This window comes from Haloarcula limicola (assembly GCF_010119205.1).
Taxonomy (GTDB): Archaea; Halobacteriota; Halobacteria; order Halobacteriales; family Haloarculaceae; genus Haloarcula; species Haloarcula limicola.
The window spans coordinates 62,560-86,595 of sequence record NZ_WRXM01000003.1; the positions used below are offsets into that span (position 1 = coordinate 62,560).

The 24,036-nt window shown below is 66.5% G+C and carries 30 protein-coding genes; 13 read left to right on the forward strand and 17 right to left on the reverse strand.

Features of this window, described 5'->3' with window-relative positions; all coding sequences use genetic code 11:
- Positions 1-74: 74 nt before the first annotated feature.
- The 4 genes from GO488_RS15315 to GO488_RS15330 form a co-directional block, all read right to left on the reverse strand.
- Positions 75-434, reverse strand: a complete 360-nt coding sequence (locus GO488_RS15315; protein ID WP_162318724.1) for a group I truncated hemoglobin — start codon at positions 432-434, stop codon at positions 75-77.
- 150 nt (positions 435-584) lie between these two features.
- Positions 585-1,229: a helix-turn-helix domain-containing protein gene (locus GO488_RS15320; protein WP_162318725.1), complete on the reverse strand. Its 645-nt coding sequence runs from the start codon at positions 1,227-1,229 to the stop codon at positions 585-587.
- A 188-nt stretch (positions 1,230-1,417) separates the two neighbouring features.
- Entirely contained in the window at positions 1,418-2,089 is a 672-nt protein-coding gene (locus GO488_RS15325; protein WP_162318726.1) for a glycerophosphodiester phosphodiesterase, read from the reverse strand.
- 110 nt (positions 2,090-2,199) lie between these two features.
- Positions 2,200-3,222 (reverse strand): LLM class flavin-dependent oxidoreductase, encoded by a 1,023-nt coding sequence (locus GO488_RS15330; protein WP_162318727.1) that lies wholly within the window; start codon positions 3,220-3,222, stop codon positions 2,200-2,202.
- 94 nt (positions 3,223-3,316) lie between these two features.
- Here GO488_RS15330 and GO488_RS15335 point away from each other — a divergent pair, with 94 nt between their 5' ends.
- Together GO488_RS15335 and GO488_RS15340 are read left to right on the forward strand one after the other, a co-directional pair.
- The gene (locus GO488_RS15335) at positions 3,317-3,556 is read left to right on the forward strand and encodes a hypothetical protein (RefSeq protein WP_162318728.1); all 240 of its coding nucleotides are present in this window, start codon (positions 3,317-3,319) and stop codon (positions 3,554-3,556) included.
- Positions 3,557-3,877: 321 nt separating this feature from the next.
- A complete protein-coding gene (locus tag GO488_RS15340) occupies positions 3,878-4,666 on the forward strand; it encodes a CbiX/SirB N-terminal domain-containing protein (protein WP_162318729.1) in 789 nt (262 codons plus the stop codon).
- Between the two features lie 102 nt (positions 4,667-4,768).
- On the opposite strand, the gene GO488_RS15345 is transcribed toward GO488_RS15340, so the two are convergent.
- The 5 genes from GO488_RS15345 to GO488_RS15365 form a co-directional block, all read right to left on the reverse strand.
- A complete protein-coding gene (locus GO488_RS15345; RefSeq protein ID WP_162318730.1) occupies positions 4,769-5,758 on the reverse strand; it encodes a ring-cleaving dioxygenase in 990 nt (329 codons plus the stop codon).
- Between the two features lie 56 nt (positions 5,759-5,814).
- Positions 5,815-8,466: a heavy metal translocating P-type ATPase gene (locus GO488_RS15350; RefSeq protein WP_162318731.1), complete on the reverse strand. Its 2,652-nt coding sequence runs from the start codon at positions 8,464-8,466 to the stop codon at positions 5,815-5,817.
- A 254-nt stretch (positions 8,467-8,720) separates the two neighbouring features.
- Entirely contained in the window at positions 8,721-8,978 is a 258-nt protein-coding gene (locus GO488_RS15355) for a hypothetical protein (RefSeq protein ID WP_162318732.1), read from the reverse strand.
- Positions 8,979-9,057: 79 nt separating this feature from the next.
- A complete protein-coding gene (locus tag GO488_RS15360; RefSeq protein ID WP_162318733.1) occupies positions 9,058-10,047 on the reverse strand; it encodes a DUF7972 family membrane protein in 990 nt (329 codons plus the stop codon).
- A 62-nt stretch (positions 10,048-10,109) separates the two neighbouring features.
- Positions 10,110-11,414: a WD40/YVTN/BNR-like repeat-containing protein gene (locus GO488_RS15365; protein WP_162318734.1), complete on the reverse strand. Its 1,305-nt coding sequence runs from the start codon at positions 11,412-11,414 to the stop codon at positions 10,110-10,112.
- Between the two features lie 109 nt (positions 11,415-11,523).
- Between GO488_RS15365 and GO488_RS15370 the strand changes: the two genes are divergently transcribed.
- Together GO488_RS15370 and GO488_RS15375 are read left to right on the forward strand one after the other, a co-directional pair.
- Positions 11,524-12,651: an AI-2E family transporter gene (locus GO488_RS15370; RefSeq protein ID WP_162318735.1), complete on the forward strand. Its 1,128-nt coding sequence runs from the start codon at positions 11,524-11,526 to the stop codon at positions 12,649-12,651.
- Between the two features lie 231 nt (positions 12,652-12,882).
- Positions 12,883-13,434: a hypothetical protein gene (locus GO488_RS15375; protein WP_162318736.1), complete on the forward strand. Its 552-nt coding sequence runs from the start codon at positions 12,883-12,885 to the stop codon at positions 13,432-13,434.
- A 61-nt stretch (positions 13,435-13,495) separates the two neighbouring features.
- Here the strand turns inward: GO488_RS15375 and GO488_RS15380 are convergent, their stop codons facing one another.
- The 3 genes from GO488_RS15380 to GO488_RS15390 all read right to left on the reverse strand — a co-directional run bounded on the left by GO488_RS15380 (position 13,496) and on the right by GO488_RS15390 (position 15,763).
- Positions 13,496-14,572, reverse strand: a complete 1,077-nt coding sequence (locus GO488_RS15380; RefSeq protein ID WP_162318737.1) for a DUF7972 family membrane protein — start codon at positions 14,570-14,572, stop codon at positions 13,496-13,498.
- Positions 14,569-14,784, reverse strand: a complete 216-nt coding sequence (locus GO488_RS15385; protein WP_162318738.1) for a Sp36 family protein — start codon at positions 14,782-14,784, stop codon at positions 14,569-14,571. The genes GO488_RS15380 and GO488_RS15385 overlap by 4 nt, the downstream gene beginning before the upstream one ends.
- Positions 14,785-15,127: 343 nt before the next feature.
- Positions 15,128-15,763: a helix-turn-helix domain-containing protein gene (locus GO488_RS15390; protein WP_162318739.1), complete on the reverse strand. Its 636-nt coding sequence runs from the start codon at positions 15,761-15,763 to the stop codon at positions 15,128-15,130.
- A 380-nt stretch (positions 15,764-16,143) separates the two neighbouring features.
- Between GO488_RS15390 and GO488_RS15395 the strand changes: the two genes are divergently transcribed.
- The gene (locus tag GO488_RS15395; RefSeq protein ID WP_135305010.1) at positions 16,144-16,344 is read left to right on the forward strand and encodes a hypothetical protein; all 201 of its coding nucleotides are present in this window, start codon (positions 16,144-16,146) and stop codon (positions 16,342-16,344) included.
- A gap of 52 nt (positions 16,345-16,396) precedes the next feature.
- Here the strand turns inward: GO488_RS15395 and GO488_RS15400 are convergent, their stop codons facing one another.
- The 3 genes from GO488_RS15400 to gvpA all read right to left on the reverse strand — a co-directional run bounded on the left by GO488_RS15400 (position 16,397) and on the right by gvpA (position 18,090).
- Entirely contained in the window at positions 16,397-17,059 is a 663-nt protein-coding gene (locus tag GO488_RS15400) for a helix-turn-helix domain-containing protein (protein ID WP_162318740.1), read from the reverse strand.
- A 117-nt stretch (positions 17,060-17,176) separates the two neighbouring features.
- On the reverse strand, positions 17,177-17,785 hold the full coding sequence (gvpO, locus tag GO488_RS15405) for a gas vesicle protein GvpO, halophile-type (RefSeq protein ID WP_162318741.1): 609 nt from the start codon (positions 17,783-17,785) through the stop codon (positions 17,177-17,179).
- 23 nt (positions 17,786-17,808) lie between these two features.
- Positions 17,809-18,090, reverse strand: coding sequence for a gas vesicle protein GvpA (gvpA, locus tag GO488_RS15410; RefSeq protein WP_135305013.1), 282 nt, complete (start codon positions 18,088-18,090; stop codon positions 17,809-17,811).
- Between the two features lie 228 nt (positions 18,091-18,318).
- On the opposite strand from gvpA, the gene GO488_RS15415 reads away from it, so the two are divergent.
- From GO488_RS15415 to GO488_RS15450, 8 genes are all read left to right on the forward strand, one after another.
- Positions 18,319-18,948, forward strand: coding sequence for a GvpL/GvpF family gas vesicle protein (locus GO488_RS15415; RefSeq protein ID WP_162318742.1), 630 nt, complete (start codon positions 18,319-18,321; stop codon positions 18,946-18,948).
- 1 nt (position 18,949) lies between these two features.
- Complete coding sequence (gene gvpG / locus GO488_RS15420; RefSeq protein ID WP_135305015.1) at positions 18,950-19,201, forward strand: gas vesicle protein GvpG; 252 nt, start codon at positions 18,950-18,952, stop codon at positions 19,199-19,201.
- Positions 19,202-19,307: 106 nt separating this feature from the next.
- Positions 19,308-20,201 (forward strand): hypothetical protein, encoded by an 894-nt coding sequence (locus tag GO488_RS15425; protein ID WP_162318743.1) that lies wholly within the window; start codon positions 19,308-19,310, stop codon positions 20,199-20,201.
- Positions 20,194-20,721 carry a gas vesicle protein GvpJ gene (gvpJ, locus tag GO488_RS20115; protein ID WP_162318744.1) on the forward strand — a complete coding sequence of 176 codons (528 nt, stop codon included), beginning with the start codon at positions 20,194-20,196 and terminating at the stop codon, positions 20,719-20,721. Before GO488_RS15425 ends, gvpJ begins: the two co-directional genes overlap by 8 nt.
- Positions 20,708-21,070 (forward strand): gas vesicle protein GvpK, encoded by a 363-nt coding sequence (gvpK, locus tag GO488_RS15435; RefSeq protein ID WP_162318745.1) that lies wholly within the window; start codon positions 20,708-20,710, stop codon positions 21,068-21,070. The genes gvpJ and gvpK overlap by 14 nt, the downstream gene beginning before the upstream one ends.
- The gene (gene gvpL, locus GO488_RS15440) at positions 21,067-21,933 is read left to right on the forward strand and encodes a gas vesicle protein GvpL (RefSeq protein ID WP_162318746.1); all 867 of its coding nucleotides are present in this window, start codon (positions 21,067-21,069) and stop codon (positions 21,931-21,933) included. Before gvpK ends, gvpL begins: the two co-directional genes overlap by 4 nt.
- A gap of 30 nt (positions 21,934-21,963) precedes the next feature.
- On the forward strand, positions 21,964-22,239 hold the full coding sequence (gene gvpM / locus GO488_RS15445) for a gas vesicle protein GvpM (RefSeq protein WP_162318747.1): 276 nt from the start codon (positions 21,964-21,966) through the stop codon (positions 22,237-22,239).
- Between the two features lie 129 nt (positions 22,240-22,368).
- Positions 22,369-22,692: a DUF7130 family rubredoxin-like protein gene (locus tag GO488_RS15450; protein ID WP_162318748.1), complete on the forward strand. Its 324-nt coding sequence runs from the start codon at positions 22,369-22,371 to the stop codon at positions 22,690-22,692.
- Positions 22,693-22,735: 43 nt separating this feature from the next.
- Here GO488_RS15450 and GO488_RS15455 read toward each other — a convergent pair whose 3' ends face one another.
- On the reverse strand, positions 22,736-23,308 hold the full coding sequence (locus GO488_RS15455; protein ID WP_162318749.1) for a metal-dependent hydrolase: 573 nt from the start codon (positions 23,306-23,308) through the stop codon (positions 22,736-22,738).
- A 214-nt stretch (positions 23,309-23,522) separates the two neighbouring features.
- On the reverse strand, positions 23,523-23,993 hold the full coding sequence (locus GO488_RS15460) for a hypothetical protein (protein ID WP_162318750.1): 471 nt from the start codon (positions 23,991-23,993) through the stop codon (positions 23,523-23,525).
- Positions 23,994-24,036 lie beyond the last annotated feature (43 nt).

The window sequence follows — 24,036 nt, forward strand, 5'->3', positions numbered from 1 at the left end:
GGGTATCGCTCTTTTGCCGCGGCGGAGCGAGCGCCGCCGTTCCGGGACGCCTTCCGCCGGTTCTCTCGCGTCACTCACCGACCGAGAACCGGGTCTTTGAGCGCCATCACCTCGGCCATGATCGCCTCGACGCTGTCGTCGTCGACCCCGTTCGCTCGGAGCGCCGATTCGAGATAGTCGCCGACGGCTTCGAAGTCCTCTTCGGTGATATCGAGATGCGCGTGCGCCTCGCGCATGTCGTCGCCCCCGTAGTCGACGGGACCGCCGGCGACCGCGCTGATGAACTGGATCTGATGAGCGCGCAGTTCGTCCATGTCCATCCCCTCGAAGTAGGGCGTCAGTCGCTCGTCCGAGAGGACTCTGTCGTAGAAGTCGGCGACGACTGCTTCGACCGCGTCTCTCCCGCCGATCTCGCGATAGATTGTCTGCGGCATCGTGTTCGTGTAGGGTTAGCCGTCGGACCGGAATACGACCTGTCGCTAAGATATTCGGCCTTATTTAATGTCGTGATGATGGGTAACAAGGTGCGCGATAGGAGACGGATCTGCGTGGAATCGGCGACAACCGATCGACACGCAGGCGCGCTACTCGGAGAGGATCTGATCCAAGAGCTTCGTCTGTGCGACGGAGAGGTGCTCGACGAAGGTGGCCGCCGATATCCCGAGTTCGTCGGCGACCGCTCCGGCGCTCGCGCCCTTCGGCGACGAGAAGTAGCCCATCTCGTGAGCCGTCTCGAGCACCTCGTACTGGCGGTCCGTGAAGACGTTTCGGTCGACGACGAGCAGCGAGCGCCGCTCCTCCGGTCCGCCAGACTGGGCGAGGCGGCGGACCGTGACGTCCGCACAGCACGCTTGCAGATCAGTGACGACCGCCCGTAGCGTCTCGAGATCCGACGCTATGAACGAGAGGACCAGCCGTTCGGACTCTGCCCGAATCTCCCGGACGGGACAGCCGTGGCTCGGAAGGCGCGTACACGGGCACGCGCTGTTCTCGTGCGTGTATCGATAGACCGACGTCGAGCTGTCGTCGAACACTTTCTCGGCGGACTGTATCTCCGGCTCGGCGTCCTCGGCGTGGTCTATCGTCACTTCGCCGACGACGCTCTGTGTCCCCGCGAGAGAGCGTCGGCTGACTTGCACGGACTCGACTGTACAGTCCTCGCTCAGCGAAGCGACGGGACAGCCGGCCACGTCGCTCACTTCCAGCTGCACGTGGACCCCAGAAGCCATACCTGAACGTGATTACTCCCGGAGTATAAGCGGCTCTATTTCCGGGTCACACTGGGAGAGCGGTCAGTACCAGCTCTCGACCGCTGGATACCCGTCGGATCGAACAACCGACAGTATCCGGCAGCGAGAGGCCCGAAACGTGGGCTCGAATTCAGCGCCATTCCGCTCGGGTGCCGCTCGGAAACACCTCACTCGAGCCACGCCGTGACGTGCGGTGAACTCGCGATGACGCCGTCGACACCACGCCGTTCGAGGGCCCAGGCGCCCGGGCGTGAATCGACGGTCCACGCGTTGACCAGCATTCCCGCGTCGTGCGCGTCAGCGACGATATCGGTACAGAGGCAGAGCCACGCGTTCGGATGGACGTACCTGCAATCGAGTTCCTCGGCGACCGCGAGGTCGTCGCCCGGAGTGAGCCCCAGCACGTACGCCAGTTCGACCCCCTCGCCGCCGTCGACCTGGACTCGCCGGATCGCCTCCGCGTCGAACGAGGAGACGATGACGTCGTGCGGCGCCTCGCGTGCTCTCGAAAGCGCCTGTTCGACGGTCGCCGCGTCCTTGAGCTCGAGGTTGACGCCGGTCGCGGCCGGGATGACGTCGAGAACCGACGAGAGCGTCTGGACGCCCTCGCCGTCGTGGGCGTCGAGGGACGCGAGCTCCGACGCGGTGAGTTCGTCTACCTCGGTCACGCCGTCGATGGCGATGTCGACGAGCGAGTTGTGCGCGACCACGAGCTCCCCCGAGGCGCATCGACGGACGTCGAGTTCGATCATGTCCGCCTTCGGAACCGCCTGTTCGACGGCCGCCACCGTGTTAGCGGAGTACTGCTCGTCGAATCCTCGGTGAGCGATCAGACGCATCTGTTGGCAAGCGCTATTCGGTAGTCGGTGAAAGGCGTTCGGGCACCGTCGGCGGTAGTCTCTACGGGAAGAGCGCTTTCCCGAGTAGACCGCCTGACACGGAGACCCGGTCAGGCGAGTCCGACACCGTCAGCCAGCAGTTCGTGGGATCGGAGCGCGTCGTCGTGGGTCGCGTGGATGTGCTGGATCATCACCTCGTCGACGCCGACGCGGTCCGCGAGCTGTTCGAGAAGCGATGCGAGCGTCTCCGGGCTCCCGGAAATCGTGCGCGGCCACTCGCCGTCGTCGAGTGTCGCAGGCGTCGGTTCGGGGACCCCACCGAGTTCGTCGATAGCTTCCTCGATCGACGGCCTCGTACCGACGACACCGCGTTGCATGCGCTCGTACGACGCCTCGGCCACGGCCCGGTGCCGTGCCGCCTCCTCGTCGGTCGCCGCACAGACTGCATTCACCGCCAGTATCCCCTGCGGATCGTCGGCACTACCGGCCAGGGCAGACGGTTCGAACCGCTCGCGGTACCGCTCGAACGATCGGGGAGCGAGCTGCGGTCGAATGAACGCCGCGAAACAGTACGGGAGCCCCAGTTCGGCCGCGATCGCCGCGCTGGACGGACTCGATCCGAGCACCCACGGAGCGGGAGCGCCGTCCCCCGAACGCGATATCTGTAAGTCGCCGTAGGGATGTCCGTCGGGATAGGCGTCGTAGAGGTGGTTGACGACGGCTTCGATCTTCTCCGCGTGGTCCGCGTCGGGGTTCTGGACGCGCCGGTCCGTTCCGAGGGCTCGATCCGCCGCGGGCGACCCGTTCGCCCGTCCGAGACCGGCGTCGATGCGGCCCGGAGCGAGCGCGTCGAGCGCCCCGAACTGTTCGGCGACTTTGAACGGGCTGTAATGGTTGAGGAGCACCGCGCCGGACCCGAGTCGGATCGAGTCCGTCTCGGCGGCGAGATGCCCGAGCAGCACCTCGGGTGTCGTCCCGGCGATGGCGTCCGCCATGCCGTGGTGTTCGGCCACCCAGAACCGGGAGTACCCGAGCCGCTCGGCTTGCTTGGCGGCCTCGACGGTGTTCGCGTACGCCTCGCTCGCGGTCCCATCGGTCGGAACGGGAGACAGGTCGACGACGGAGAGTTCCACGTCCGAGTTCGGGGACTGCGAGAATTAACGGTTTGGTTAGCGGTCGTTACAGAAACCGTCCGATTAATACCGCAGTGGACGCCACGAACGACACGTGAATTCTCGCTACCGTCTCGTTCACTTGGTCCTCGCTATTTCGGTGATCGCTGCGGTCACACTCGCTGGCACCGGCGTCGCGGTGGGCGCTGACGCCCCTACCGACACCCAGAACGCACAGACGATACTGGAGGACCTCGAGCAACTGCTCCAACAGATCGTCGATATTCTCGAAGTCGTCGCGGACCTCTTAGAGGCGCTCCGAGATATCGCCGGCGGCGTAGAGAGCGAGGACTGAGGGGCTGGACCGATCGCTCGGCAGAACCCGGCCGGTAGCGTATAGCTCGGCACATCGTGCCAGCGAGCGAAGCCCTTCTCCGCTCGTTACACCTCAAGCGGTTCGAACAACTCAGCGGCATTCGACGGCGGAAGGCCCGCAACGCGCGATCAGATGCCGATTTTCACGGCCGGCCCGGCTGTCCGCTCGCGCTCCACAGAATTCGCGCTCGACTAGACGCGACCGACCGGGGTCACCAAAATTTATTTGACGGCCGGTTCCGTTGGCCAAAACAAGAGCAATTGGAGTAATCAAAATGTACTTGCAATACCGGGCGTCGTCATGACGACCGAATCGATCCTGCTCATCGGCCGGGGGACGGAAGTGACGCGAGCGGTGCTCGAAACGCACGCCGACCGCCTCGCCGCTCGTACCCGCGTCGACGCCGTCGACGTCGCCGTCTACGAGCGCGAACCGCGCCGCGAGCTTCGAGAGACTGTAGAGGGACTCTCCGCCGAGACGGTGTACGCCGTCCCGATGTGTGCCGCCCATACCTACGACACCGTCGACGAGATCCCGGCGCTCCTCTCGCACGCCTCCGGCACCGTCCGATACTGCGAACCGGTCGGGCAGAGCCCGGCGATTACAGACGCGCTCGCGGAGCGCGGGGCGGCGCTGGTGTCGCCGGGCGAGGACGCGTCGCTCGTCCTCGTCGGGTTCGGCAGCAACTCGAAGCCGTACAACCGACAGACGGTCGACTATCACGCGGCGCGGCTGCGCGACCAGTCGGCGTACGGGGCGGTGCTGACCTGTTACCTCCTGCAGAACCCGGCGGTCGAGTGCGTCCGCTACAACCTCGCGACGCCCCGGGCGGTCGCGGTGCCCGCGTTCGTCGCGCCGTCGGAGATAACGGACGACCGGATCCCGGCGGCGCTCGAACTCGCTCGGGGCGGACTGGAGTACGCCGACCCGCTCGGGGAACATCCGCGCGTCACTGACGCCGTTCACGGGGAGATCGAAAAGCAGCGAGCACTGGCGCGTGACGACTCGGCGTCGACGGCCTCCGTCGGCGCTCGACCGACGCGGACGCCGCGGCCCGTCTCGACCGATGGCGAGGGCCTCTCGGAGTAATCCGCGTCTCGCCGCGACTCCACCGGTCAGCGGTCTCGAACCGCCCCATCGAACGGGCGACGGAGTCGGACGCCACTTATACTCGCGCCGAACGCCTCTGGGTCAGTCGTCGGCTTCGACGGTATCGGCGGTCGGAATCGTCACGTCGGTCAGGTTGGCCTCTATCTCCTCGCGTCGATCCTCGAACTTCCCTGGGAGGACGAGTCGACCGCCGAGGTCGTCGAGCGGCTCGTCGCTGGTGTAGCCGGGGCCGCGGGTGGCGAGTTCGAACAGGATGCCGCCGAACTCCCTGAAGTAGACCGAGCGGAACCAGTGGCGGTCGATCTGCTGAGTCGGGCGGAGCCCGGCGGACTGGACGGCCTCGCGCATCGCTCGCTGGTCTTCGTCGGTCGGCGTCTGGAAGGCGACGTGGTGGACCGTCCCGTGACCCTGTCGCCCGCCCTGGATGGTCGGGAGCACGTCGACGTACTTGCCGACCGGACCGTCGGCGGCGAAGCGAGTTCGCTCGTCGCCCGGCGTGTCGCCCTGTGCCTGTTCGGTGCCGACCTCTTCGAGACCCATCGTCCGGAGGAGGTCCATCGTGGGTTCGGGGTCGGCGAGCCAGAGCGTCACCGAGTGGAAGCCCCGGATGGCGGCGTCTTCGGGGACGAACTCCGTCCACGGGACCGTGGGGTCGTCCTCGCCGATCTCGACCGCGACGAGTTCGACCGGGAGGCCGTCGGGGTCTCGGAACGGGAGCACGGTCTCGCCGAATCGCTCGACGCGCTCGTCGTAGTCGACGCCGTACTCCTCGAAGCGGTCCTCCCAGTAGTCGAGGCTGCCTTCGGGAACGCGGAAGGCGGTCCGGGAGACCTGTCCGGAACCGACCTTCCCCTGTTTCATGTCTTCCCACGGGAAGAACGTCATGCTCGTTCCGGGGGTCCCCTCGGCGTCGGCGAAGAAGAAGTGGTAGGTGCCGGGGTCGTCCTGGTTGATGGACCGCTTGACCAGGCGGAGGCCGAGCGTCTCGACCCAGAAGTCCATGTTCCGCTGGGGGTCGCCCGCGATACAGGTCACGTGGTGGATGCCGGGTGTCGGTGTCGGAGGCGTCATGGACGGACGTACGGACCGCAGGAACTTGAGTACGCGCTGACGTGAGTGTAACCGGGTCAGGCGCTGCGCTCGCTCTCGGAGGCCTGCTCGTCCTCCGGCGAGAGGCGCGAGAGGCGCATCGCGTTCCCGGTCACGCCGAGCGTCATGCCCGCGTCGCCGGCGAGCACCGCGAGCCAGATCGGGACGTAGCCGAAGGGGACGGCGACGGCGAGACCCGCCTTCACGGCGAGGCTGGCCCAGACGTTCTGTCGGATGACGCCGTTGGCGTCGCCGGCCAGTTCGTAGAGGTAGGGCAGTTTCGAGAGGTCGTCGCTCATCAGCGCGATGTCGGCGGTCTCGAGCGCCGTGTCGGTCCCGGCGGCGCCCATCGCCACGCCGACCGTCGCGGTGGCCAGCGCCGGCGCGTCGTTGATGCCGTCGCCGACCATCGCCACGCCGTCGTGTTCGGCGACGAGGCCCTCGATGGCCTCGACCTTCTGGTCGGGGAGCAGCTCCGCGCGGTAGTCGTCGACGCCGACTTCCTCGGCGATCGCGCGGGCCGTCCGCTCGTTGTCGCCGGTGAGCATGACGGTGCGCTCGACCCCGAGGTCCTTCAGGCGGGCGACGGCGCGTTTCGCCTCGGGGCGGACCTCGTCGGCGACGGCGATGACGCCCTCAAGTTCGTCCTCGGTCCCGACGAGGACGACGGTCTTGCCCTCCGCCTGCAGGTCGGGCACGGTGTCCTCCAAGAGGTCGAGACAGTTGTTGCGCTCGCAGATGGCCTGTGCGGTCCGGGTGACGACGCCGCCGTCGGTCGTCGCGTGGACGTGCGAGAGGTCGAAGCCCAGCTCCTCGAACAGGCCGGGTTTGCCCGCGAAGTGCGGCGTCCCGTCGAGGTCCGCCTTGACGCCCTTGCCGGTGATGCTCTCGAACTCGTCGATGTCGCGTCCGGCGGCCGACTTCCCGTCGGCGTGGGCGACGATGGCCTCGCCGATGGGGTGTTCGCTGCGCTGCTCGAGGCCGCGCGCACAGCGGAGCACGTCCGTCTCGTCGTTGCCGTGCAGCGGGACGACGTCGGTGACCGTGAGTTCGCCCTTCGTGAGCGTCCCGGTCTTGTCGAAGGCGACGACGTCGACCGCGCCCATCGCTTCGAGGTGGTTGCCGCCCTTGACGAGCACGCCGTTCTTCGCCGCGCTGGTGATGCCCGACACGACGGAGACGGGCGTCGAGATGACGAACGCGCAGGGGCAGGCGAGCACCAGCAGGGTGAGACCGTAGACGACGGCGGTCGACCACGAGGTCGCGAGGACGAACGGCGAGGCGACTGTGACGAGAGCGGCGAACGCGACGACGACCGGCGTGTAGTACGCCGAGAACCGCTCGACGAACTGCTCGCGTTCGGTCTTGTTCGACTGGGCGTCCTCGACCATCTCGACGATGCGCGAGAGGGTGTTGTCCTCGGCTTTCGCGGTGACCTCCACCTCGAGGTATCCCTCCTCGTTGATGGTCCCGGCGTACACCTCGTCGCCCTCGCTCTTGTCGACGGGGACGCTCTCGCCGGTGATCGGGGCCTGATTGACCGCGCTCTCGCCGTCGACGACCGCGCCGTCCATCGGAACCTTCTCGCCGGGTTTGACGACCACGACGTCGCCGACCTCGACCGAATCGACGGGGATCGTCACCTCCTCGCCGTCGCGCACGACGGTCGCCTCGTCCGGCGAGAGGTCCATCAGTTCGGTCAGCGAGTTGCGCGCTCGGTCCATCGCGTACCGCTCCAGCAACTCGGCGATGCTGAACAGGAACGCGAGCGTCGCGGCCTCGAAGTACAGGCCCTCGCCGAAGGCGAGGCTCGCGACGAGCGCGCCGAGGATGGCCGTCGACATCAGGAAGTCGATGTCGAGGTTGCGGTTCCGCGCGGAGTAGTACCCGTTGCGGAGGATCTCCTGACCGCCGACGGCGATGGCGACGAGGAAGAGGGCGTCGGCGACGTGGAGCTCGCTACCGAGGACCGCGGCGACCTGCGCGTTCTGCCCGCTCAGGGCGAACTCGAACAGGAGCCCGAGCGCGACGAAGACCCCGCTTACCCACGTCTTCACCGCGCGGGAACTCCGCCAGATGCTCTCCGCCGACTCCTCGGAATCGCCGCTCTCGGCTCCCTCGCCGGTCGTCCCGGTGACCTCGTAGCCGGCCGCTTCGATGGCCGAGACGATCTCCGCCTCCCCGAGCGCGGCGGCGTCGTAAGTGGCCGTTACCTTCCCGGTCGTGGGCTGGGTCTCGTACGCCGAAAGGCCGTCGAGTTCCGAGAGCGCGTTCTCTATCTTTCCCGCGCAGGAGGGGCAGTCCATCTCGGGGACGGTGAACTTCACCGTCACCGTCTCGGCGTCCTCGACGCCGTAGCCGGCCTTCTCGACGCGCTCGACGACATCAGATTCGCTCGTCTCGCCGCCGTCGAAGGTCACCGACAGCGTCCCGGTCGTCACCTGCGGGTCGACGGCGTCGATCCCGTCGAGCTTCCGGACGCTGTTCTCGACCTTGCCCGCACACGACGGGCAGTCCATCTCGGGGACCGAGAGGTGGGCGACCTCGTCGTCGCCCGCCTCGACGGCCGACCCGTCGCTCCCCGTCTCGGCCACGCGGTCGCCGTCCCCGTGGCCGTGCTCGTCGTCGGCGTGGTCGTGTTCGTGGGAGCCACCGGACGGTTCGGGCGAACTCCCATTCGACGCAGTCATTATCGGAGACTAGTCCCTCCTCCGTTAATAATCCACCTGCTATCGTCGACCGCTTAGATGGCCTATTTTGGCAATCTTAGGGCTACGAATTATTAACTCAGGACGGATCTAGTGCCGAGACGGGAGCATCTCTACGGGACCGGACCGCTTCTCCGCGGCGGGCGCTCGGGAGACCACACGGTAGCCCGACGACGAGACGGACGACATCGCGAAAACCGGAAGAAAAACCGCGTCTGCAGTCGCTCGGCGCGACGTTACCGACCGAGGACGTGCCGAGCGAGGAAGCCGACGGCGAGGCCGACGCCGAACGCCGTCGCCGCGCTCTGTCGCTTGCGCTGTCGGGCCTCGTCGGGGAACCTCTCCTCGGCGAGGTCGAAGACGACGCGACCGAGTTCCGCCTTCAGGTTCTCGGTCTGCTGTGTCCTGCTGTCCTGTGCGCGTCGCTTCGCCTTCTCGAGCTGTTTGTTGAGGTTCTCCCGCGCCTGCTGTCGGCTTTCGCTTTCGTTCGTCATGCCCGGACAATCGCTTCCGCCCTTGCTAACGGTAATGCCTGCACATGCCTGCAAGACCGGAGAGCGGGAGTTTCGGCGTTCAATCCTGCTTCTCCGGCGGGATGAACGGCCCGACCGAGACGGTTCGGCGGGCGATCGTCGCCGCGCGCAGGATGTAGGCGATGAACGCCGCGAAGGGCGAGACGATGACGCCGATACCGAGCGTGACGACGAGGGGGAGCAGCGAGGGCGGGATCGTGGTCGTCGAGTTCGTCCGGTAGAGGAAGGTGAGCGAGACGCTGGTCACCAGCGCGACCAGTCCGGTGTAGACGACGATCCGTGAGAGCCGGGCGAAGTCCTGCTGGAGCGAGAGCGTCTTGAAGAACTGCCGCGAGACGGCGATGGCCTCCAGCAGCTCGTCGACGGCGTCTAAGTTCTCTCGCAGCTCCCGGGGAAGGGCCTCGGCGTGCGCGTTCCGGACGTGGCGAACGGCGGTCATGTTCTGGGCGTACTCCGTCCCGAGGACGACGTCGAGCACGTCGACGATGCTCTCCTCCGATTCGAGGAGGTCGTCGATGTCGTCGCCGTACTCGCGGAGGCCCCGCATCGCGTCGCGGACGCCGTCGGGGACCTCTCGGTCCGAGTCCGCGACCGTCTCCTCGAAGGACGACGCGCGGTCGCTGAGCGTCGTCGCGACGAGCGAGAGGAACTCCGCGGGGTCGTTCGGACTCGCCGGCTGCCCGGAGAGCTCCTCGACGGTCCCGCGGAGCGACCGAGTCCCGTCGAGGCGGTCCGAGAGCGAGTCGGGCGTGCCGAACACCCGCGAGAGGATGAACTGGTTGATCGAGAGCGAGATGGTCACGAGCGTCACGACGCCGGACGTGAGCCCGCTCGCGAACACCGTCGCCGCCTGACTCCTCGGACCGACGGTGAGCAGTCCGGCCCGGAGGAGGCCGCCGATGACGGCGACCACGAGAACGGTGAGACAGGCCGCGACGGCGATCCGGTTTCCCCCCAGGAGAAACCAGTGCAGCGCCCGTTCCCGGACCCCTTCCGTAGTCGAGACGGACGAAGAGACGCCGCGTTCCATACCGCGGAGTCGGCTACCAACTCGAAGCGGGTTCTGCATGCATTTCCCGCCGTCGCGCGCTGTCAGCGGGGTTCCGGTCGGGAACGTTCGACGACGGTGCCCTCCGCGCCGACGGCGACCGCTCGCTCCCGGCCGAGCGCGACCCCGCGGAGGGGGGCGGTCGCCGGCGTCGGCGTCCGCTCCCAGTCGGTCGCGTCCGCGGCCCGCTCGTACACCGTCCCGCCGTCGCCGCTGGCGAGCCACAGCGTCTCGTCGAGCGCGAGCGCCCACAGCGCGTCCTCGTCCGGGCGCTCGGGCGTCCAGCGCTGGCCGTCGTAGCGGTGGACGACGCCGCTGTCGTCGCTGACAGCGCACCCCTCCTCGTCCGCCGCGACGTCGGTGAGCGTCCCGTCGGCCCCGTCGAGCCCCGACCGCGCGAAGGTTCGCCCGCCGTCGTCCGTCTCGAAGACGCACTGGTTGGTGTCACAGGCGTAGCCGGCCGACGCGTCTCGGAGGGCGACGCTGGCGAGACTGGAGCCGCTTCCCGGCGTCACCGGCTCCTCCCACGCCGTCTCCCCCTCCCGGTACCGGCCGCGGCAGACGCGGCCGGAGCCGTCTATCAGCAGGACCGTCTCGTCGCCGGGCGTGCCCGCTACGGCGACGTCCGCGAGGTTGTTCGTGTCGTCGTTCGGCGCGGAGAGATCGACGTGGCGGCCGCTCTCGGGGTCCAGCCGACCGACGGCTCCGCTGTCGCCGGCGAACCAGACGCCGCCGCCCTCGACGGCGTCGACGCCGCGGAGCGCGTTCGACTGCGCGCCGGGGCCGTCGGCCAGTACGGTATCCCAGCCGTCGCCGTCGTCGGCGAGCACGCTCCCCTCGGACCCGACGGCGTAGGCGGTTCCGTCGGCGACGACCGCGTCGTGGAGCGTCTCTTCACAGGGAACGTCCGCAGTCGCCCACGCGGGCGGGGATTCCGGCTCCTGTGACGGGTCCGACTCCCGTGACGACGCCGGTTCCCCCGACGACGCGTCCGGCTCCCGCGAGGGCTCCGCTCCTCGCGCGGCCCCGGTATCGCTCGACTCGATCGGAGAACCGCCTTCTCGGACGGATTCCGCGTCACGATCGCGGTCAGGCCCCGCTGACTCCGCGTTCGCGTCGCTCGGCTGCCGGTCCGATTCGGCCGCTTTTTCCTCCGACGGGGAACGCAGAACGTAGAGCGCGGCCGGCGTGAGGAGATAGACGGAGATGGCGACGACGGCGAACAGGCGGTTGATGAACGTCAGCGTCCCGAACGCCGTCAGGGCCGCCGTTGCCACCGCGTGCTGCCACGTCTTCGTGTACTGCCTGAAGAACGGGACGAACCCGTCGGTGCGAGCGTGCTCACTCATTGCCCTGTCTCGTGCGTTGGGACACTCGGGTCTTTCCCCGGCATACTGTGCCCGAGCCACCGAAGGACCATATGCCCGGATTTTTCCGTGCGACTCCCGACGCGGAAACATGGACCTCTCGTCTCCGACGCTCGACCGAGAGCGCCTCGGATGGTGGGCGCTCGTCGTCGCGGTCGGGCTGGCGCTCCTGTTCGTCCTCCACTCGTTCGTCGGGACGTTCGTGCTCGCGCTCTTCGTCTACTACGGTATCCGACCGCTGAACCGGCGGTTGGAGTCCGTCCTCTCGCCGGGAACGGCCGCGCTGGTCTCGGTGCTCGTCGTCGCGCTCCCCGCGTTGCTGCTCATCACCGCGGTCGTCGTGATGGGCGTCACGCAGCTGCTGTCGGCCGGCGCGCTCGACGGGCTCAGACAGGCGATACAGCCGTATCTCGACCCGGCTTCGCTGGACCTGATAGAGCGCGCCCGCTCGGCGCTGACCGGCGGCCTCTCCGGGTCACCGATGGACTTACTCCAGCGCGGCGCGGGCGTCCTCTCGACGGTCGCCGGCGGCACGATGCACCTGTTTCTCGCCGTGACGGCCGCGTTCTACCTCCTGCGGGACGACGCCCGCCTCGCGTCCTGGTTCCGCTCGACGGTCGCCGGGACGGGAACCACGGCGCACGCCTACGTGACCGCCGTCGACGACGACCTCGGCACCATCTACTTCGGGAACGTCCTCCTCGTCGGCATCGTCGCCGTCCTCGCCGCGGTGGTGTACAACGCCTACAACTTGCTCGCCCCCGCCGCGGTCGCGATGCCGGCGCCGACGGCGCTGGCGCTGCTCACCGGACTGGCCAGTCTCGTCCCCGTCGTCGTCGGCAAGCTCGTCTACGTCCCGCTCGTCGCCTTCCTCGGTGTCCGAGCCGCCCGGGCCGATCCGTCGCTGCTGGTCTATCCTGCGGCGCTGTTCGTCGTCTCGCTGGTTCTCCTGGACCTCCTCCCCATGACGTTCCTGCTGCCGAAGGTGGCGGGACAGACGACGCATACGGGGCTGGTCCTGTTCGCGTACATCCTCGGCTCCATGCTCTTCGGCTGGTACGGGCTGTTCCTGGGACCGTTCCTCCTCGTCGTCGGGATTCAGGCCGTCAGAATCGTCCTCGAAGAGCTCTTAGAAGGTGATCCGGTGTCGCCGGAAGTCACGTCCGCCGAGACGCTGGGGTCGGACCCGGACGAAGCGGAGTCGACCGAAGACGGCTAGACCGGTTCGTTTCGCGACCCTACGGCGCTGGGCCGAGATAATCCGCTTCGTAGCTCTCTCCGCAAACCGTTTGTGCTTGCAAATGCCGGCTATACCGAAAGTGTGCGTCACCGTCCGCTCTTCGCTCCGGCCCCTCTGCGCTCAGCGTTCACACGCCGCGAAACGCGGTCGAGAGTGGTTGCATTCGAAGGCCGCAGCGGTATCCGAGTAGCACGCGTTCGTCGTCCCGTAATGAGTGACTCTACCGGCGACGAACAGCTGGACCGCATCGAACAGGGGTTAGACGCGCTGTTCGCGACCGAAGTCGCGAAGGAGGTCCTCGAAGCGGTCGATTTCGAGGCGATACTGGCCGAGGAACCGGCGGAGGATCCGGTCGATATCGACCGCCTCGCACAGGCGATTGGCCGCCCCGTGGGTCGCATTCTCGCCGCCCGGGTCATCGGGGGGAGCGGAGCGGCGGGCCTCGCAAAGCAGACGCTCGGCAGCGAGGTCGGCAGCCGCGTCGCCGCGAAGACGTTCCGCGTCGCCGTCGAGAACGTCGACACGCAGCAGGTCACCGAGACGCTCGTCGAGCTCGACGAGGAGACACTGCCCGGGCCGACGCTGCAGGAGATGATCGGGCCGGCCATCGAGGACAGCGACGTCTTCGCCTTCGACCACGAGGACCTGCCGGAAGACGTCGACGCGGGCCCGGACGCCAGCGGCGTCCACGACGCGGGCGGTGCCGATCACACGGGGCCGCTCGACGGCACCGACGGCGGCGACGGAACGCCCGAAGAGTAATCGCGTCTTTTCGACCCCGATGCGGACCCCGGGATACCTCTTTCGCGCCGGTATCCGGCGCTCAGCGCTGTGATTCTCTGAGGATGAGCGGACCGATGGCGAGCGTCCGCTTCGCGACCGTCGCCACTCGCGCGATGTAGGAGACGAGCAGCAGATGCGGCAGTAGCGTCACCGTGAACGCCGCGGTGACGAGTATCGTGATGTGTGCGACGCCGACGAAGGACCCCGTGACGGACGTTCCGTCGACGAACGCCAGCATCCCGCCGGCGACGATGAGCGCCGGCACCGAGATGTAGAGGATGAGCTGTGAGAGGTTGATGAGGGCCCACTCGAAGTACAGCGTCTTGACGTGCTCGCGGCCGGGACCGAACATCGAGAGGGTCGTCCGCAACTGCTCGATGAGCTCCTTCTCGTCGTCGGTGAGGCTGTCCTGGTAATCGTACTTGATGCGCTCGGCCTGGAAGATCTTCCACCCGTAGTTGTAGTTGAGCGCGGCGAAGAGAACGTCGAAGGATCCGAACGACGCGCCGTCGAGTTGCTCTCGGACCTGCTGTCCGTTACCGAGTAGACTGGTCGTGAACTCGTTGACTTCCGCCTTCAGCTCGTCGTCGTCCTTGTCCGAGATGGAGTCGCGCAGCTTGCGAGCACGATCGCCCGACGCGTCGATTATGTTGCGGAGGAACGCGGACGGGTCGGCCGGAACCGGGCGGTCGACGAGGTCACGCGTGTAGTCCCGGACGTTCATCGTGCTGCTCATTCGCTCGTGCTGGTCGCCCAGCGGTCCGTTCTCCTGTGAGATGACGAGCTGGCTGATGGTCACCACGAGGGTCGTCCCGGTGATTATCGCGCCGATCATCGTCGAGAATATCGTCTCGATGGTGTCCTCGGTCTGCAGGTCCGCGTGGAAGCCCGGGTAGAACTGCGTTCCGACGACGAGGACGGCGACGAAGACGGTGAGCGCCAGCAGTCCGGTTATCAGCAAGCGATTCGCGCCGAGCATAACCCAGAGCTTCGCCCGGCTCTCGCCCGCTCGCTGACGCATCGTGTTGGCCGTGCCGATGTCCGCGTCGGCGTCGGATTCGAGGTCCGTCTCGGTGTCGACATTGACGTCCTCGTCGGGATCGATAGACGAGCTCATCGCTCCGTCTCGGCGTCGGGCTCCGCGGGACGTTTAAACAGGAGAAACTTCGTCCCGCCGCCGCCGGTGTAATCGACAGACCCTGTGAGCTCCCATCCCTCGCGTCCCAACTCGTTGAGTTCGCTCTTGGGGTCGATCGCCTCCTTCTGCGTGACGCCTCTGGGGACCCGCAGCGTCTCGTACTCCCAAGGGCCGCGATACCTATCGCTCATACGTCCTACGAACTGGGTCGGCGAGCCACGCCGCTGTTAGCGTTCTTCCGTCTCGACAACGAGAGCCACCAGAGAGTCCAGAGCGTGAAAGCGTCGTCATAACCGAATCGCGAGACAGTACGCGGTTGACCCGTATGCGCTAACCGCTTTCAGTTGCAGGCATGGGATTTCGTGACGTACGGCTCGCCTCGCGACGGTCGGCGACGAGATCTGTCGTTCCCGGCCGATAGCCGACTCCACCTGTTGCAGCGGCGAAGTCCGGACTGGCGAGGAAGACGACGACGGAGCGGCGCAGCGAGCCCGGAAAGCCGCCGAGAGAACCGGGTAGCGAAGACCGGACCGGTTACAGCGCCTCTTCGACGAGCGTGCCGGTGGCTCGACGGAGGCTCTCCGAGAGCGCCTGGTGGGAGATACCGAGCTTCTCGGCCAGTTCGGCCTGCGTGATCTGTCGCGGGACCTCGAAGTATCCCTCCGATTCAGCCATCGACAGCACCTCGTGCTGTGAGGTCGTCAGGCCGTAGCGCCCGGCCATCTCGCCCTCCATCTCTCGGACGCTCTCGACCTCGAAGTCGAGCCCGTGCTGGTCACAGAAGTCGTGGGCCTTCGAGACCATCGAGCGCTCGGGGTAGAGCATCCGGATGTTCCACTCCGTGCCCGCGCCCGTCACGTCCAGAATCGTCGCCTCCGACTGAGTCAGCATGTCGATGACGAGCTTGACGTTTCCGTGCCAGTCCATCTGGAAGAGACACTCGTCTTCGAGCTCGCGCAGGTGTGTGACCGTCTCGACCGTGGGGTCCTCCTCGAACGTCTCCTCGATGCCGTTGCGTTCGCTTCCGCGGACCCACAGCATCGGCATGAGCGACCCGTCCCCCGAGCAGACGATCTGCTCGACCGAGAACGTCAGGTCCGGGTACGTTTGTAGCGTGTGATCGAGCACTAAGTCTTCCGAGGGGACGTTCCCCGATACGAGAGTCGACATATCCAACGGATTACGGGGGACATAGATAAACGGGGTTCACACTCCTACGGATTCCGCGAGTTTCAGCCCTTGTCCGGCGGTTCTACCGATGAAACAGTGCTGAAACGGTCCGTTAAGCACCCCGAAAAATCACTCGTATCGTTCGGGGAACCGGGGTAAGACAACCGAACTTCGACGGTACGGCGAAGGTACTTTCCTGACCGGATAGCGGACAGTTTCAACCGTCGCGGCGAGATTCGTCCGACCGCTCGGAGAAAGGAGACGTTAGCGGCGAGCCGAACCGTGCGATACGAAACGCGAGTGAGGCTCCCGAACGGCCTGATAAACTGCCAGCAGGCTCAAGCCTACCACTTTGGTGGGTGGAACGCGTTGGAACGGATATGCAGAACGCAAAGGCAGGCGGTTCGATGTGGAACAACCTCTCGATCATCTCGACGCTCATCGACGCCGCACGCGCGTTCACCCGCGGCGACCGGTGGGCCGCGGCGTTCCTCGTCGGCGCGGCGGCGCTCTCGTCTCGTGTCCCCGGCGTCGGCACGCTCGCCTCGGTACTGGTCCGCATCGTTCGGTACCTCCGCTAACGGCGAGCGACCGGGACAGCAGACGATCGCCGACCGAGAAAGAGACTCGTTTTCACATCAGGTCGGGGTCCGTCCCGACTAGGAGCGTATCCTCGATGAGCGATTCGGTCCCTCGACGGAGCCGCTCGGAGAGGGCCTGATGTGAGATGTCGAGTTCGTTGGCGAGCTCTTCGAGCGTCTTCTCCTGGGGGACGTTGTAGTACCCCTCCTGCGCGGCGAGGACGAGCGCCTGGTACTGGCCCTCGGTGAGCCCGAAGCGGCCGGCGGGCTCGCCGTCCATGTCCCGGATCGACTCGACGTCGTAGGTGAGCCCGTGTTCGTTACAGAACTCGTAGGTGGCCGAGAACTTATCGCGGGTCGGGAACATCACGCGGAGTCGCCACTCCTCTTTCTTCCCGTAGGCGTCGAGGATGGTGGCCTCGGAGTTCGTGAGCATCCCGAGCAGGAGTTCGACCTGATCGATCCAGTCCATCCGGTAGAGGTACTCGTCCTCGAAATCGGCGAGCAGCCGGACGTTGTCGACGCTCGGGTCGTCCTCGAACGCCGCCTCGAGCTCCTCCTTATCGACGTTTCGCGCCCACATCAGGGGCATGACGGCGTCCTCGCCGCTCTTGATGATGCGCTCGCACTCGAATTTTACGTCCGGGAGCTCGTCGAGCGTGTGCTTCAGCGCGAACTCTTCCGCGGGCACTGAGCCGATGACGATCGTAGCCATAGTTTCATTCTGAACCTCGAAGGCAAAACAGGTACTCATTTTGTGCGTATCGTATCTACTAAGTGAGGGATTCGGCTGGCGGGCCGCCCCACGTTCTCACGTCCGGCCGGCGGGCGGTCATTCGAGCCGTTCGCTCTGGTCGGTATCCATGCGACGATATCGGGAGAGCCGCCGGTAGCCGGTCACCGTCTCCGAGTCTTCGAGCGTGATCTCGTAGTAGCCGATGATGTCCTGCGTGTCGGGAACCGCGCGGCGTTCGACTACTTCGACGGTCGCCAGCCAGCCGCCGTCGCCGTCTCTGCGTATCTCGACGACCCCGTCGAGCGGATGCTCTATCAGCTGCGCCGTGACCGCTTCGACGGTGCGTCGCACCTCGATGAGCGATCCCGCGCCGCCGATGGAAACCTCGTCGCTCGCGGCGTCTTCCGACTCGGACGTTTCGGAGGCGTCCGCCTCTCCGCTCTCGGCCTCGCCCGCCGCTGTGCCGTCGGTGGACTCGGCGGCCTCGGACGCGCCGTCCGAGTCGGCGTCCGACGCTTCGTCTTCGGTATCGCTCGCCGACTCCTCGCTCTCGGCTTCGTCGTCCGAGGAGCCGTCGTCGACGGTCGGATCGGAATCGTCGTGCTGGTGACAGAACCCGCTCTCGACCGCCGCATTCTGACACCGGTCGCCGTCGCTCGTGAGCGCGCGGCACTGTTCGGTCGACTCAGCGTCTGACTGTGACATGGTTGTGAGCTATGCCGCAGTCTCTACTGGGACGGGGCCTGCTGGTAGTTGTCCGGGCGAGCCGGTTTCTCGATGTCCAGCTCCTTCATCTCCTCTAGCTCACCGGACTGGCTGGCCTGTTCTATCTTCGTTATGTTCTCCGCGTAGTGGAGGAACGTGTCGACGGACGCGGCCACGACACGGGCCTCCACGGTGAGAATTTCGATCCCGACGACCGAGACGCGCGCCCAGATGTCGACCACGAGTCCCTTATCGAGGATGCGGTCGAGCACTGCTGCCAGGCTACTGGAATCCGGTTGTGCCATAATGCCACTTGACGGGTTACCTACCTGTACATGCTGCCTGCAGTCGAAAGGTTTCCGGCGGAATCGGTCGTGTGTTCGCCAGAGGTCGGGCGGTTCGACGATTCTCTCCACGACGAGGTGGTCCGGTCCTATCGCCGTCGAATCCGCTGGACGCGACGACTTGCGTATGCTGGCAACAGGGCTTGGTCGGGCGACGGCGAATCGCCGCATACGAGCACAGGTCATACAATGTCCGGTGATAAAATCTACGCGTACGGCGTCATCGAGGCCGACTCGATCGACGTCTCTACCGACGGCGTCGAGGGCGAGAGCGACGTATACACTGTCTCACATCGCACTCACGCCGCCGTCGTCAGCGACATCGACACGCTCGACCCCGAGGAGAGCGACGAGAACGCTCGGGCGCACGACGACGTGCTCCGGGAGGTGATGACGGCGGGCGACGGCCGAGCGGTCGTCCCGATGCGGTTCGGCATGGTCTTCGAGTCCGAGCGGGCGCTGAAGAACGTCCTCCGGAACAGTCGGGCCGAACTCACGGGATCGCTGCGCCGCGCCGCCGGTCACGAGGAAGTCGGCATCAAAGTCCTCGTTCCGGAGGACGGCGTCGCAGACGCCGACTCGGTTCGGGAGTCCATCGAGACCGAACTCGCCGACCACGCGGCCGACGTCGCCGACGGAGACCTGTTCAGCGACCGCCTGCTGTTGAACAACTCCTATCTCGTCGAACGCGACGAGCGCGAGTCCTTCGACGACGCGGTCGACGCCGTCCGCGAGGCCCACCCGGACCTGACCGTGCAGTACTCCGGTCCGTGGGCTCCGTACAGCTTCGTGGACTTCCACATCAAAGCGGAGGCCTGAGATGTTCCTCCTCGACGACCTGTTCCTCAAGCCGTTCGTCTCGCTGCTGACGATCATCCACGACATGGCGCTAGAGGAGCAGTACGACGTCGAGGCGATTCGGGACGAACTCAAGGAGAACCGCCTCCTGTACGAGGTCGGCGAACTGGACCAGACGGAGTACGAGCGACGGAAAGACGAACTCGAAGCGGAACTCGAAGTCGCACAGAAGGCCCGCGAGCGACTCAGCGGGAGAGTCGAGGTGAAGGGATGACGAACCGCGAGGCGATTCGACGCTCTCGCTCGTTGCCCGCGTCACCGACCACCTCGCAGACGGCGAGGTCTCGCGGCCGCGCGGTTGCCACCCGGAACGGAGCACCATGACAGACTCAAACGAAAGCGAACTGACCGTAGACGACCTCGTAACGGCCATCGACGAGCTCAGCGAGAAGGTCGACGACACGTCCGAACACGAATCGGCCGAGGAGGCTGCGGAGCGGTTGGACGACATCCACGACGTGGCCGACGAGGTCGAGGACATGCTCGGGACGGTCGACCTGACCGACCTCCTGAGCGAGATCGAGTGGGGGAACCTCCCCGAAGCCATCGAACTCGAGGACGTCCCCGAGGCCATCGAGGACCGCAACCCCGCCGCCGCCGTCAAATTGCGAAAACTCCTCTCGGTGGCGGACATGTCCGAGGTCTGGGACAACGTCAACGCCAGGGAGTTCTGGCGGCAGTCCCGCGAACTCGACGACGAACTCGACGACTTCTCCGACGAGGAAGACGAGGGGCTCCTCTCGGGCGACGAGGACGACGCCGACGACGGGCTCCTCGACGACCCGTCGTTCGACAGCCCCTTCGGCGACGAGGAGGCCGCGGACGCCAGCGACCCGGCTGACGCGTCGGCGGAGTCGGGGCTCGGCGGACTGGAGGGACTCGGCACGGACGAGGAGGGACTGCACCGGGAGTCGATGGAGAACGCGATCCAGTCGCGCATCAGCGACTCGGTCGGGGAGTTCCGACAGAGCATCCTCGCCGCGCGCCAGAAGCTAAAGAAACTGCACGCGGAGAACCGCAGGCGAAACGAGCGTCGCAACTCCTCGTCGACGGACTCACGGAACCCCACCGCCGTCTCGACCATGTCGCCCGGGGGAGCGCGGCAGGGGACCGCCAAGTTCTCGACCGTCCCCGAGGAGACCCGCTATTCGACGGCACCGAACAGACGACGTATCTACGGCTCGCGGTTCGAGGAGGCGGAAGACGATGCCTAGCGCGGGACCGACGCGCTCCTCGGCCGACCTGGCCGACGTGGTCGAACTGCTGCTCGATAAGGGCCTCGTCATCAACGCCGACATCGCCGTCTCCGTTGGCGATACCGAACTGCTCGGCATCCAGATCCGGGCCGCGGTCGCCTCCTTCGAGACGGCCGCCCAGTATGGACTGGAGTTCCCGGAGGGAACCGACCAGGAGCGCATCGAGCGAGCGGCGAACCAGGGACGGCTGGGACCGCCGTCCGACACTAGCGACGACGATGACGACGCGGCCGAGCGGCCCGACGTCTCGCCCGGGAGCCACCCGAAGCAGATTCAGGTCGCGCAGTCGAGCGCCGGTTCGCCCGGCGGCCCCGCCGAGGAGTCCGACGCGGCCGACGACGCCGACGAACCGACGGGCGCGAGCGGGGAGTCCGCCGACGAGACGACCGACGAACCGGCGGCCGACGACGCGGACGGCGACGCGACGGCCGACCAGACGACGGCGGACGAAACGGAGGACGAGGATGACGACGATTGACATCGACGGCGAGGACGCCAGCGACGGCCTGCTCTCGCTGGTGGTCGCCGTCGTCGAGTTGCTCGTCGAGGCGATGGAGCGGGAGGCGATCCGGCGGATGGAGTCCGGCAAGTTGAGCGACGAGCAGATAGAGCAGCTCGGCCGGCAGCTCCAGGCCATCGAGGCCGAGATAGACGACATCAAGGAGACCTCGGACATCGAGAACGACGTCGACAACGTCCGGTCGGAACTCGACGGGCTCGTCGACGACGCGCTCCGGATGATCGACACCGAGGCGGCGACCGCAGGTACCGGCCGCGGCACCGTCGCGGACACGCCGACGGCGGCCGACGACGGGGGGCAACGATGACCGACGACGGAGCGACGGACCAGACGACGACCGACGAGGGAGCGGCGGCCGACGAGACGGCCGGCGACGAGGGCCGGTATCTCTACTGCGTCGTGGACGTCGCCGACGCGGACGACGTCGAGACGGGAACGACGCTCGACGCCGAGGGCGTCGACGGCGAGGAGCCGTATCTCGCCGTCCAAAACGGACTGGCGGCGCTCGTCCAGCGGCGAGCGACGCCGTACGACTCCGACGACGAGACGACGGTCAAACGATGGCTGCTCCAACATCAGGGCGTCGTGGACGCCGCCCACGAGCGGTTCGGCACGCCGCTACCGGTCCGCTTCGACACCATCCTGCAGGGCGACGACGACGGTATCGCCGCGTGGCTCGACCGCCAACGAGAGGACCTGCAACCGGCGCTCGACCGCTTCGCGGGCCGGAGCGAGTACCGCATCGAGCTGACCTGTGACGCCGACGCGTTCGGCGCGGGCGTTACCGAGGGCGACGACCGCCTCGACGAGCTACAGGACGAGTCAGACGAGGCGGACTCGGGGACGGCCTTCCTCAAGTCGAAACAGGTCGACCAGCGCGAGCGCTCGCTCGTCGCCGAGGAGTGGAACGAGACCGCGGCCTCGCTCCGGGAATCGCTCGACGACCACGCGGCCGAGATCCGGAACATCGACCGAAACGTGACCTCCCTCGACGAGGACGACCGCGACGACGCGGACTTCGAGACCGCGTTTTCGGTCCTCGCCGACGAGGAAGCCGCCGGCGCTATCGGGGACCAACTCGACGAGATAGCGGCCAGGCCCGGCGTCGAAGTGCGCTACACGGGGCCGTGGCCGCCGTACACGTTCGCACCGACACTCGGGAACGAATGACTCGACAGCCGATATCTAACGGAGTGAGCGATGGAACCGTCACGTGACGACGACGCCGTCGTCGACCTACTCGACGTCATCCTCCGGGACGGCGTCATCCTGCAGGCGGACGTCATCGTCACCGTCGCGGACGTCCCGCTCGTCGGTATCAACCTCCGCGCCGCGATCGCCGGAATGGCGACGATGACCGACTACGGCTACTTCGAGGAGTGGGACGACGAGGCCAGGCGGCGCGTCGTCCCCGACGACGAGCGGACGGAACAACCCTCTGCTACCCTCGGCGACGACCGCCGCGGAGCGCGGTAATGAGGCGGTAACGGTCTTCGAGAACTACGCGACGACAGTCGGGTCGCTTCCGGGGAGTTTCTGTGAGAGCGCTTCGCACCGCGCATATCCAAGCACCAGACTGGGTACGGTCGGTCCCGAAGACGAAGTATGGTGAAAAATCAAGGCGCGACGACCGAATCGGAAACAGTCGAGGCGAACGAGACGATCTACAATGACGAGGGCACCGTCGTCGGCGTCGTCACCGAACTGACCGAGTCGGGATTCGAGGTCGAGACGACCGAGGGCGTGACGACGGAGGACGACACGTTCGACGTCGAGGAGGAACAGCCCGGCGGCGAGTTCGGCGAGGGCTACATCATGTGGCGCTGCGAGGAATGCGGCGAGATGGGCGAACTCGAGGACGGCCTCCCCGACTCGTGTCCGAGCTGCGACGCGCCGAAAGAAGCGCTCTCGAAGGTCCGCGAAGACTAGCGTCAGACGCTGCCGTCCGCTGGACCTCGTTTTTTCCGATAGCTCACTGCCGCTCGGCGGTGTTCGCCGCTTCGATCCGGTAGCGGTGGTCGAAGGGGTCGAAGGCGTACCAGAGGCCGAGATGGAGCGCGAGCGCCGTCGCCAGCAGGACGGCGTTCGCCCAGATCGAGTTGTAGTACAGGACGTCGACCGACCACGGCTTGGCGAAGAACGGCCAGAACGGGTTGACCGGCGGGGCGATGTCGGGGGCCGAGAGCATATCGGCGAACAGGTGGCTTGTCCCACCGAGGGCGAACGCGCCGGTCACGAACAGGAACAGGCTCGTGCTATCGAAGCGGTCCCCTCTGGTCAGACTGTCGATTCGGTTTCGCAGTATCGGCGTGACGAGCGCCCCCACTACGACGCTGACGGCGGTCACGAACAACAGCGTATGTGTGACGCCGTGGTGGCTGATCGCCTGTGGGAAGACGTTCGACAGCACCAAGTCCACGTCGGGAAGCATCGCGGTCGTCGTCGTGAGCGCGATGAACACGATGCTGACTCGACCGTCCCAGACGAACCACGCCGGGACGGCGAACAACAACCCGAAAGCGATGTGTCCCATGACGTCTACCATCGTCAGAATAGACTAGCGCTCGTCAGGTATGGCTGGGGCTTGTAAATGCAAGCCAAAATTCACGCCCGTGATGGTCTCGAAGCCGCCGGATTCGACGGCGTCCGCGCCGGGAGCGGTCGCTCGCCGTTCGAGACACGAGTTACGCAGCGGCGGACGTCGGCACGGTGGCGACGCGCCCGCGTCAGGACGCGTCGCTCTGCCGTGCACCGAGAGATCAGGAGTCGTCTTCGTCGTCGGAGTCGTCTCCGTCGGTCGCAGACTCTGTCTCGGTATCGACTTCGTCGTCCTCGGACTGCTCGGTTTCGTCCTCGGCGGTCAAATTCGACGCGTCGTCGTCGCTCGACAGGTCGTCGTCTAGGGACGAACTCTCGACTTCCTCCTGTTCGTTCCCTCGTCGCCGGTTCGCCAGATACGCCGTCGATGCGACGGCGACAACGACGGCGAGCAATCTCGCCCACGAGGACCCGGACGACGAAGATTCGCTCTCCGTCTCGTCGTCTGTCACTTCCACCGCTGACTGACTGTCGCTCTCGTGCTCCGCCAGCGCTTCGGCGACGCCCTCTTTGACGGCGGCCTTTATCTCCTCGGCTTCCAGGTTCGACCCGTTCCGTGACTGCAGCTCTTCCTCGACGACCGACGCGATGGGCCGTAGCACTTCCGAGATCTGTGAAGTCTTCTTAGACATCGTGGCTAAACACTCGCCTGCCCGCCCGAAGTCATCTGGCCCT

What these genes read in the sequence shown, in the direction of transcription:
- GO488_RS15365 (WP_162318734.1), bottom strand. Translation starts at nt 11,414, where the DNA reads ATGAGTGAGCACGCTCGCACCGACGGGTTCGTCCCGTTCTTCAGGCAG.
- gvpA (WP_135305013.1), bottom strand. Translation starts at nt 18,090, where the DNA reads ATGGCACAACCGGATTCCAGTAGCCTGGCAGCAGTGCTCGACCGCATC.
- GO488_RS15385 (WP_162318738.1), bottom strand. Translation starts at nt 14,784, where the DNA reads ATGAGCGATAGGTATCGCGGCCCTTGGGAGTACGAGACGCTGCGGGTC.
- GO488_RS15455 (WP_162318749.1), bottom strand. Translation starts at nt 23,308, where the DNA reads ATGGTAGACGTCATGGGACACATCGCTTTCGGGTTGTTGTTCGCCGTC.
- GO488_RS15450 (WP_162318748.1), top strand. Translation starts at nt 22,369, where the DNA reads ATGGTGAAAAATCAAGGCGCGACGACCGAATCGGAAACAGTCGAGGCG.
- GO488_RS15325 (WP_162318726.1), bottom strand. Translation starts at nt 2,089, where the DNA reads ATGCGTCTGATCGCTCACCGAGGATTCGACGAGCAGTACTCCGCTAAC.
- gvpK (WP_162318745.1), top strand. Translation starts at nt 20,708, where the DNA reads ATGACGACGATTGACATCGACGGCGAGGACGCCAGCGACGGCCTGCTC.
- GO488_RS15355 (WP_162318732.1), bottom strand. Translation starts at nt 8,978, where the DNA reads ATGACGAACGAAAGCGAAAGCCGACAGCAGGCGCGGGAGAACCTCAAC.
- GO488_RS15395 (WP_135305010.1), top strand. Translation starts at nt 16,144, where the DNA reads ATGCAGAACGCAAAGGCAGGCGGTTCGATGTGGAACAACCTCTCGATC.
- GO488_RS15320 (WP_162318725.1), bottom strand. Translation starts at nt 1,229, where the DNA reads ATGGCTTCTGGGGTCCACGTGCAGCTGGAAGTGAGCGACGTGGCCGGC.
- GO488_RS15380 (WP_162318737.1), bottom strand. Translation starts at nt 14,572, where the DNA reads ATGAGCTCGTCTATCGATCCCGACGAGGACGTCAATGTCGACACCGAG.
- gvpJ (WP_162318744.1), top strand. Translation starts at nt 20,194, where the DNA reads ATGCCTAGCGCGGGACCGACGCGCTCCTCGGCCGACCTGGCCGACGTG.
- gvpG (WP_135305015.1), top strand. Translation starts at nt 18,950, where the DNA reads ATGTTCCTCCTCGACGACCTGTTCCTCAAGCCGTTCGTCTCGCTGCTG.
- GO488_RS15315 (WP_162318724.1), bottom strand. Translation starts at nt 434, where the DNA reads ATGCCGCAGACAATCTATCGCGAGATCGGCGGGAGAGACGCGGTCGAA.
- gvpL (WP_162318746.1), top strand. Translation starts at nt 21,067, where the DNA reads ATGACCGACGACGGAGCGACGGACCAGACGACGACCGACGAGGGAGCG.
- GO488_RS15375 (WP_162318736.1), top strand. Translation starts at nt 12,883, where the DNA reads ATGAGTGACTCTACCGGCGACGAACAGCTGGACCGCATCGAACAGGGG.
- GO488_RS15350 (WP_162318731.1), bottom strand. Translation starts at nt 8,466, where the DNA reads ATGACTGCGTCGAATGGGAGTTCGCCCGAACCGTCCGGTGGCTCCCAC.
- GO488_RS15360 (WP_162318733.1), bottom strand. Translation starts at nt 10,047, where the DNA reads ATGGAACGCGGCGTCTCTTCGTCCGTCTCGACTACGGAAGGGGTCCGG.
- GO488_RS15415 (WP_162318742.1), top strand. Translation starts at nt 18,319, where the DNA reads ATGTCCGGTGATAAAATCTACGCGTACGGCGTCATCGAGGCCGACTCG.
- GO488_RS15340 (WP_162318729.1), top strand. Translation starts at nt 3,878, where the DNA reads ATGACGACCGAATCGATCCTGCTCATCGGCCGGGGGACGGAAGTGACG.
- GO488_RS15345 (WP_162318730.1), bottom strand. Translation starts at nt 5,758, where the DNA reads ATGACGCCTCCGACACCGACACCCGGCATCCACCACGTGACCTGTATC.
- gvpO (WP_162318741.1), bottom strand. Translation starts at nt 17,785, where the DNA reads ATGTCACAGTCAGACGCTGAGTCGACCGAACAGTGCCGCGCGCTCACG.
- GO488_RS15460 (WP_162318750.1), bottom strand. Translation starts at nt 23,993, where the DNA reads ATGTCTAAGAAGACTTCACAGATCTCGGAAGTGCTACGGCCCATCGCG.
- GO488_RS15400 (WP_162318740.1), bottom strand. Translation starts at nt 17,059, where the DNA reads ATGGCTACGATCGTCATCGGCTCAGTGCCCGCGGAAGAGTTCGCGCTG.
- GO488_RS15390 (WP_162318739.1), bottom strand. Translation starts at nt 15,763, where the DNA reads ATGTCGACTCTCGTATCGGGGAACGTCCCCTCGGAAGACTTAGTGCTC.
- gvpM (WP_162318747.1), top strand. Translation starts at nt 21,964, where the DNA reads ATGGAACCGTCACGTGACGACGACGCCGTCGTCGACCTACTCGACGTC.
- GO488_RS15425 (WP_162318743.1), top strand. Translation starts at nt 19,308, where the DNA reads ATGACAGACTCAAACGAAAGCGAACTGACCGTAGACGACCTCGTAACG.
- GO488_RS15370 (WP_162318735.1), top strand. Translation starts at nt 11,524, where the DNA reads ATGGACCTCTCGTCTCCGACGCTCGACCGAGAGCGCCTCGGATGGTGG.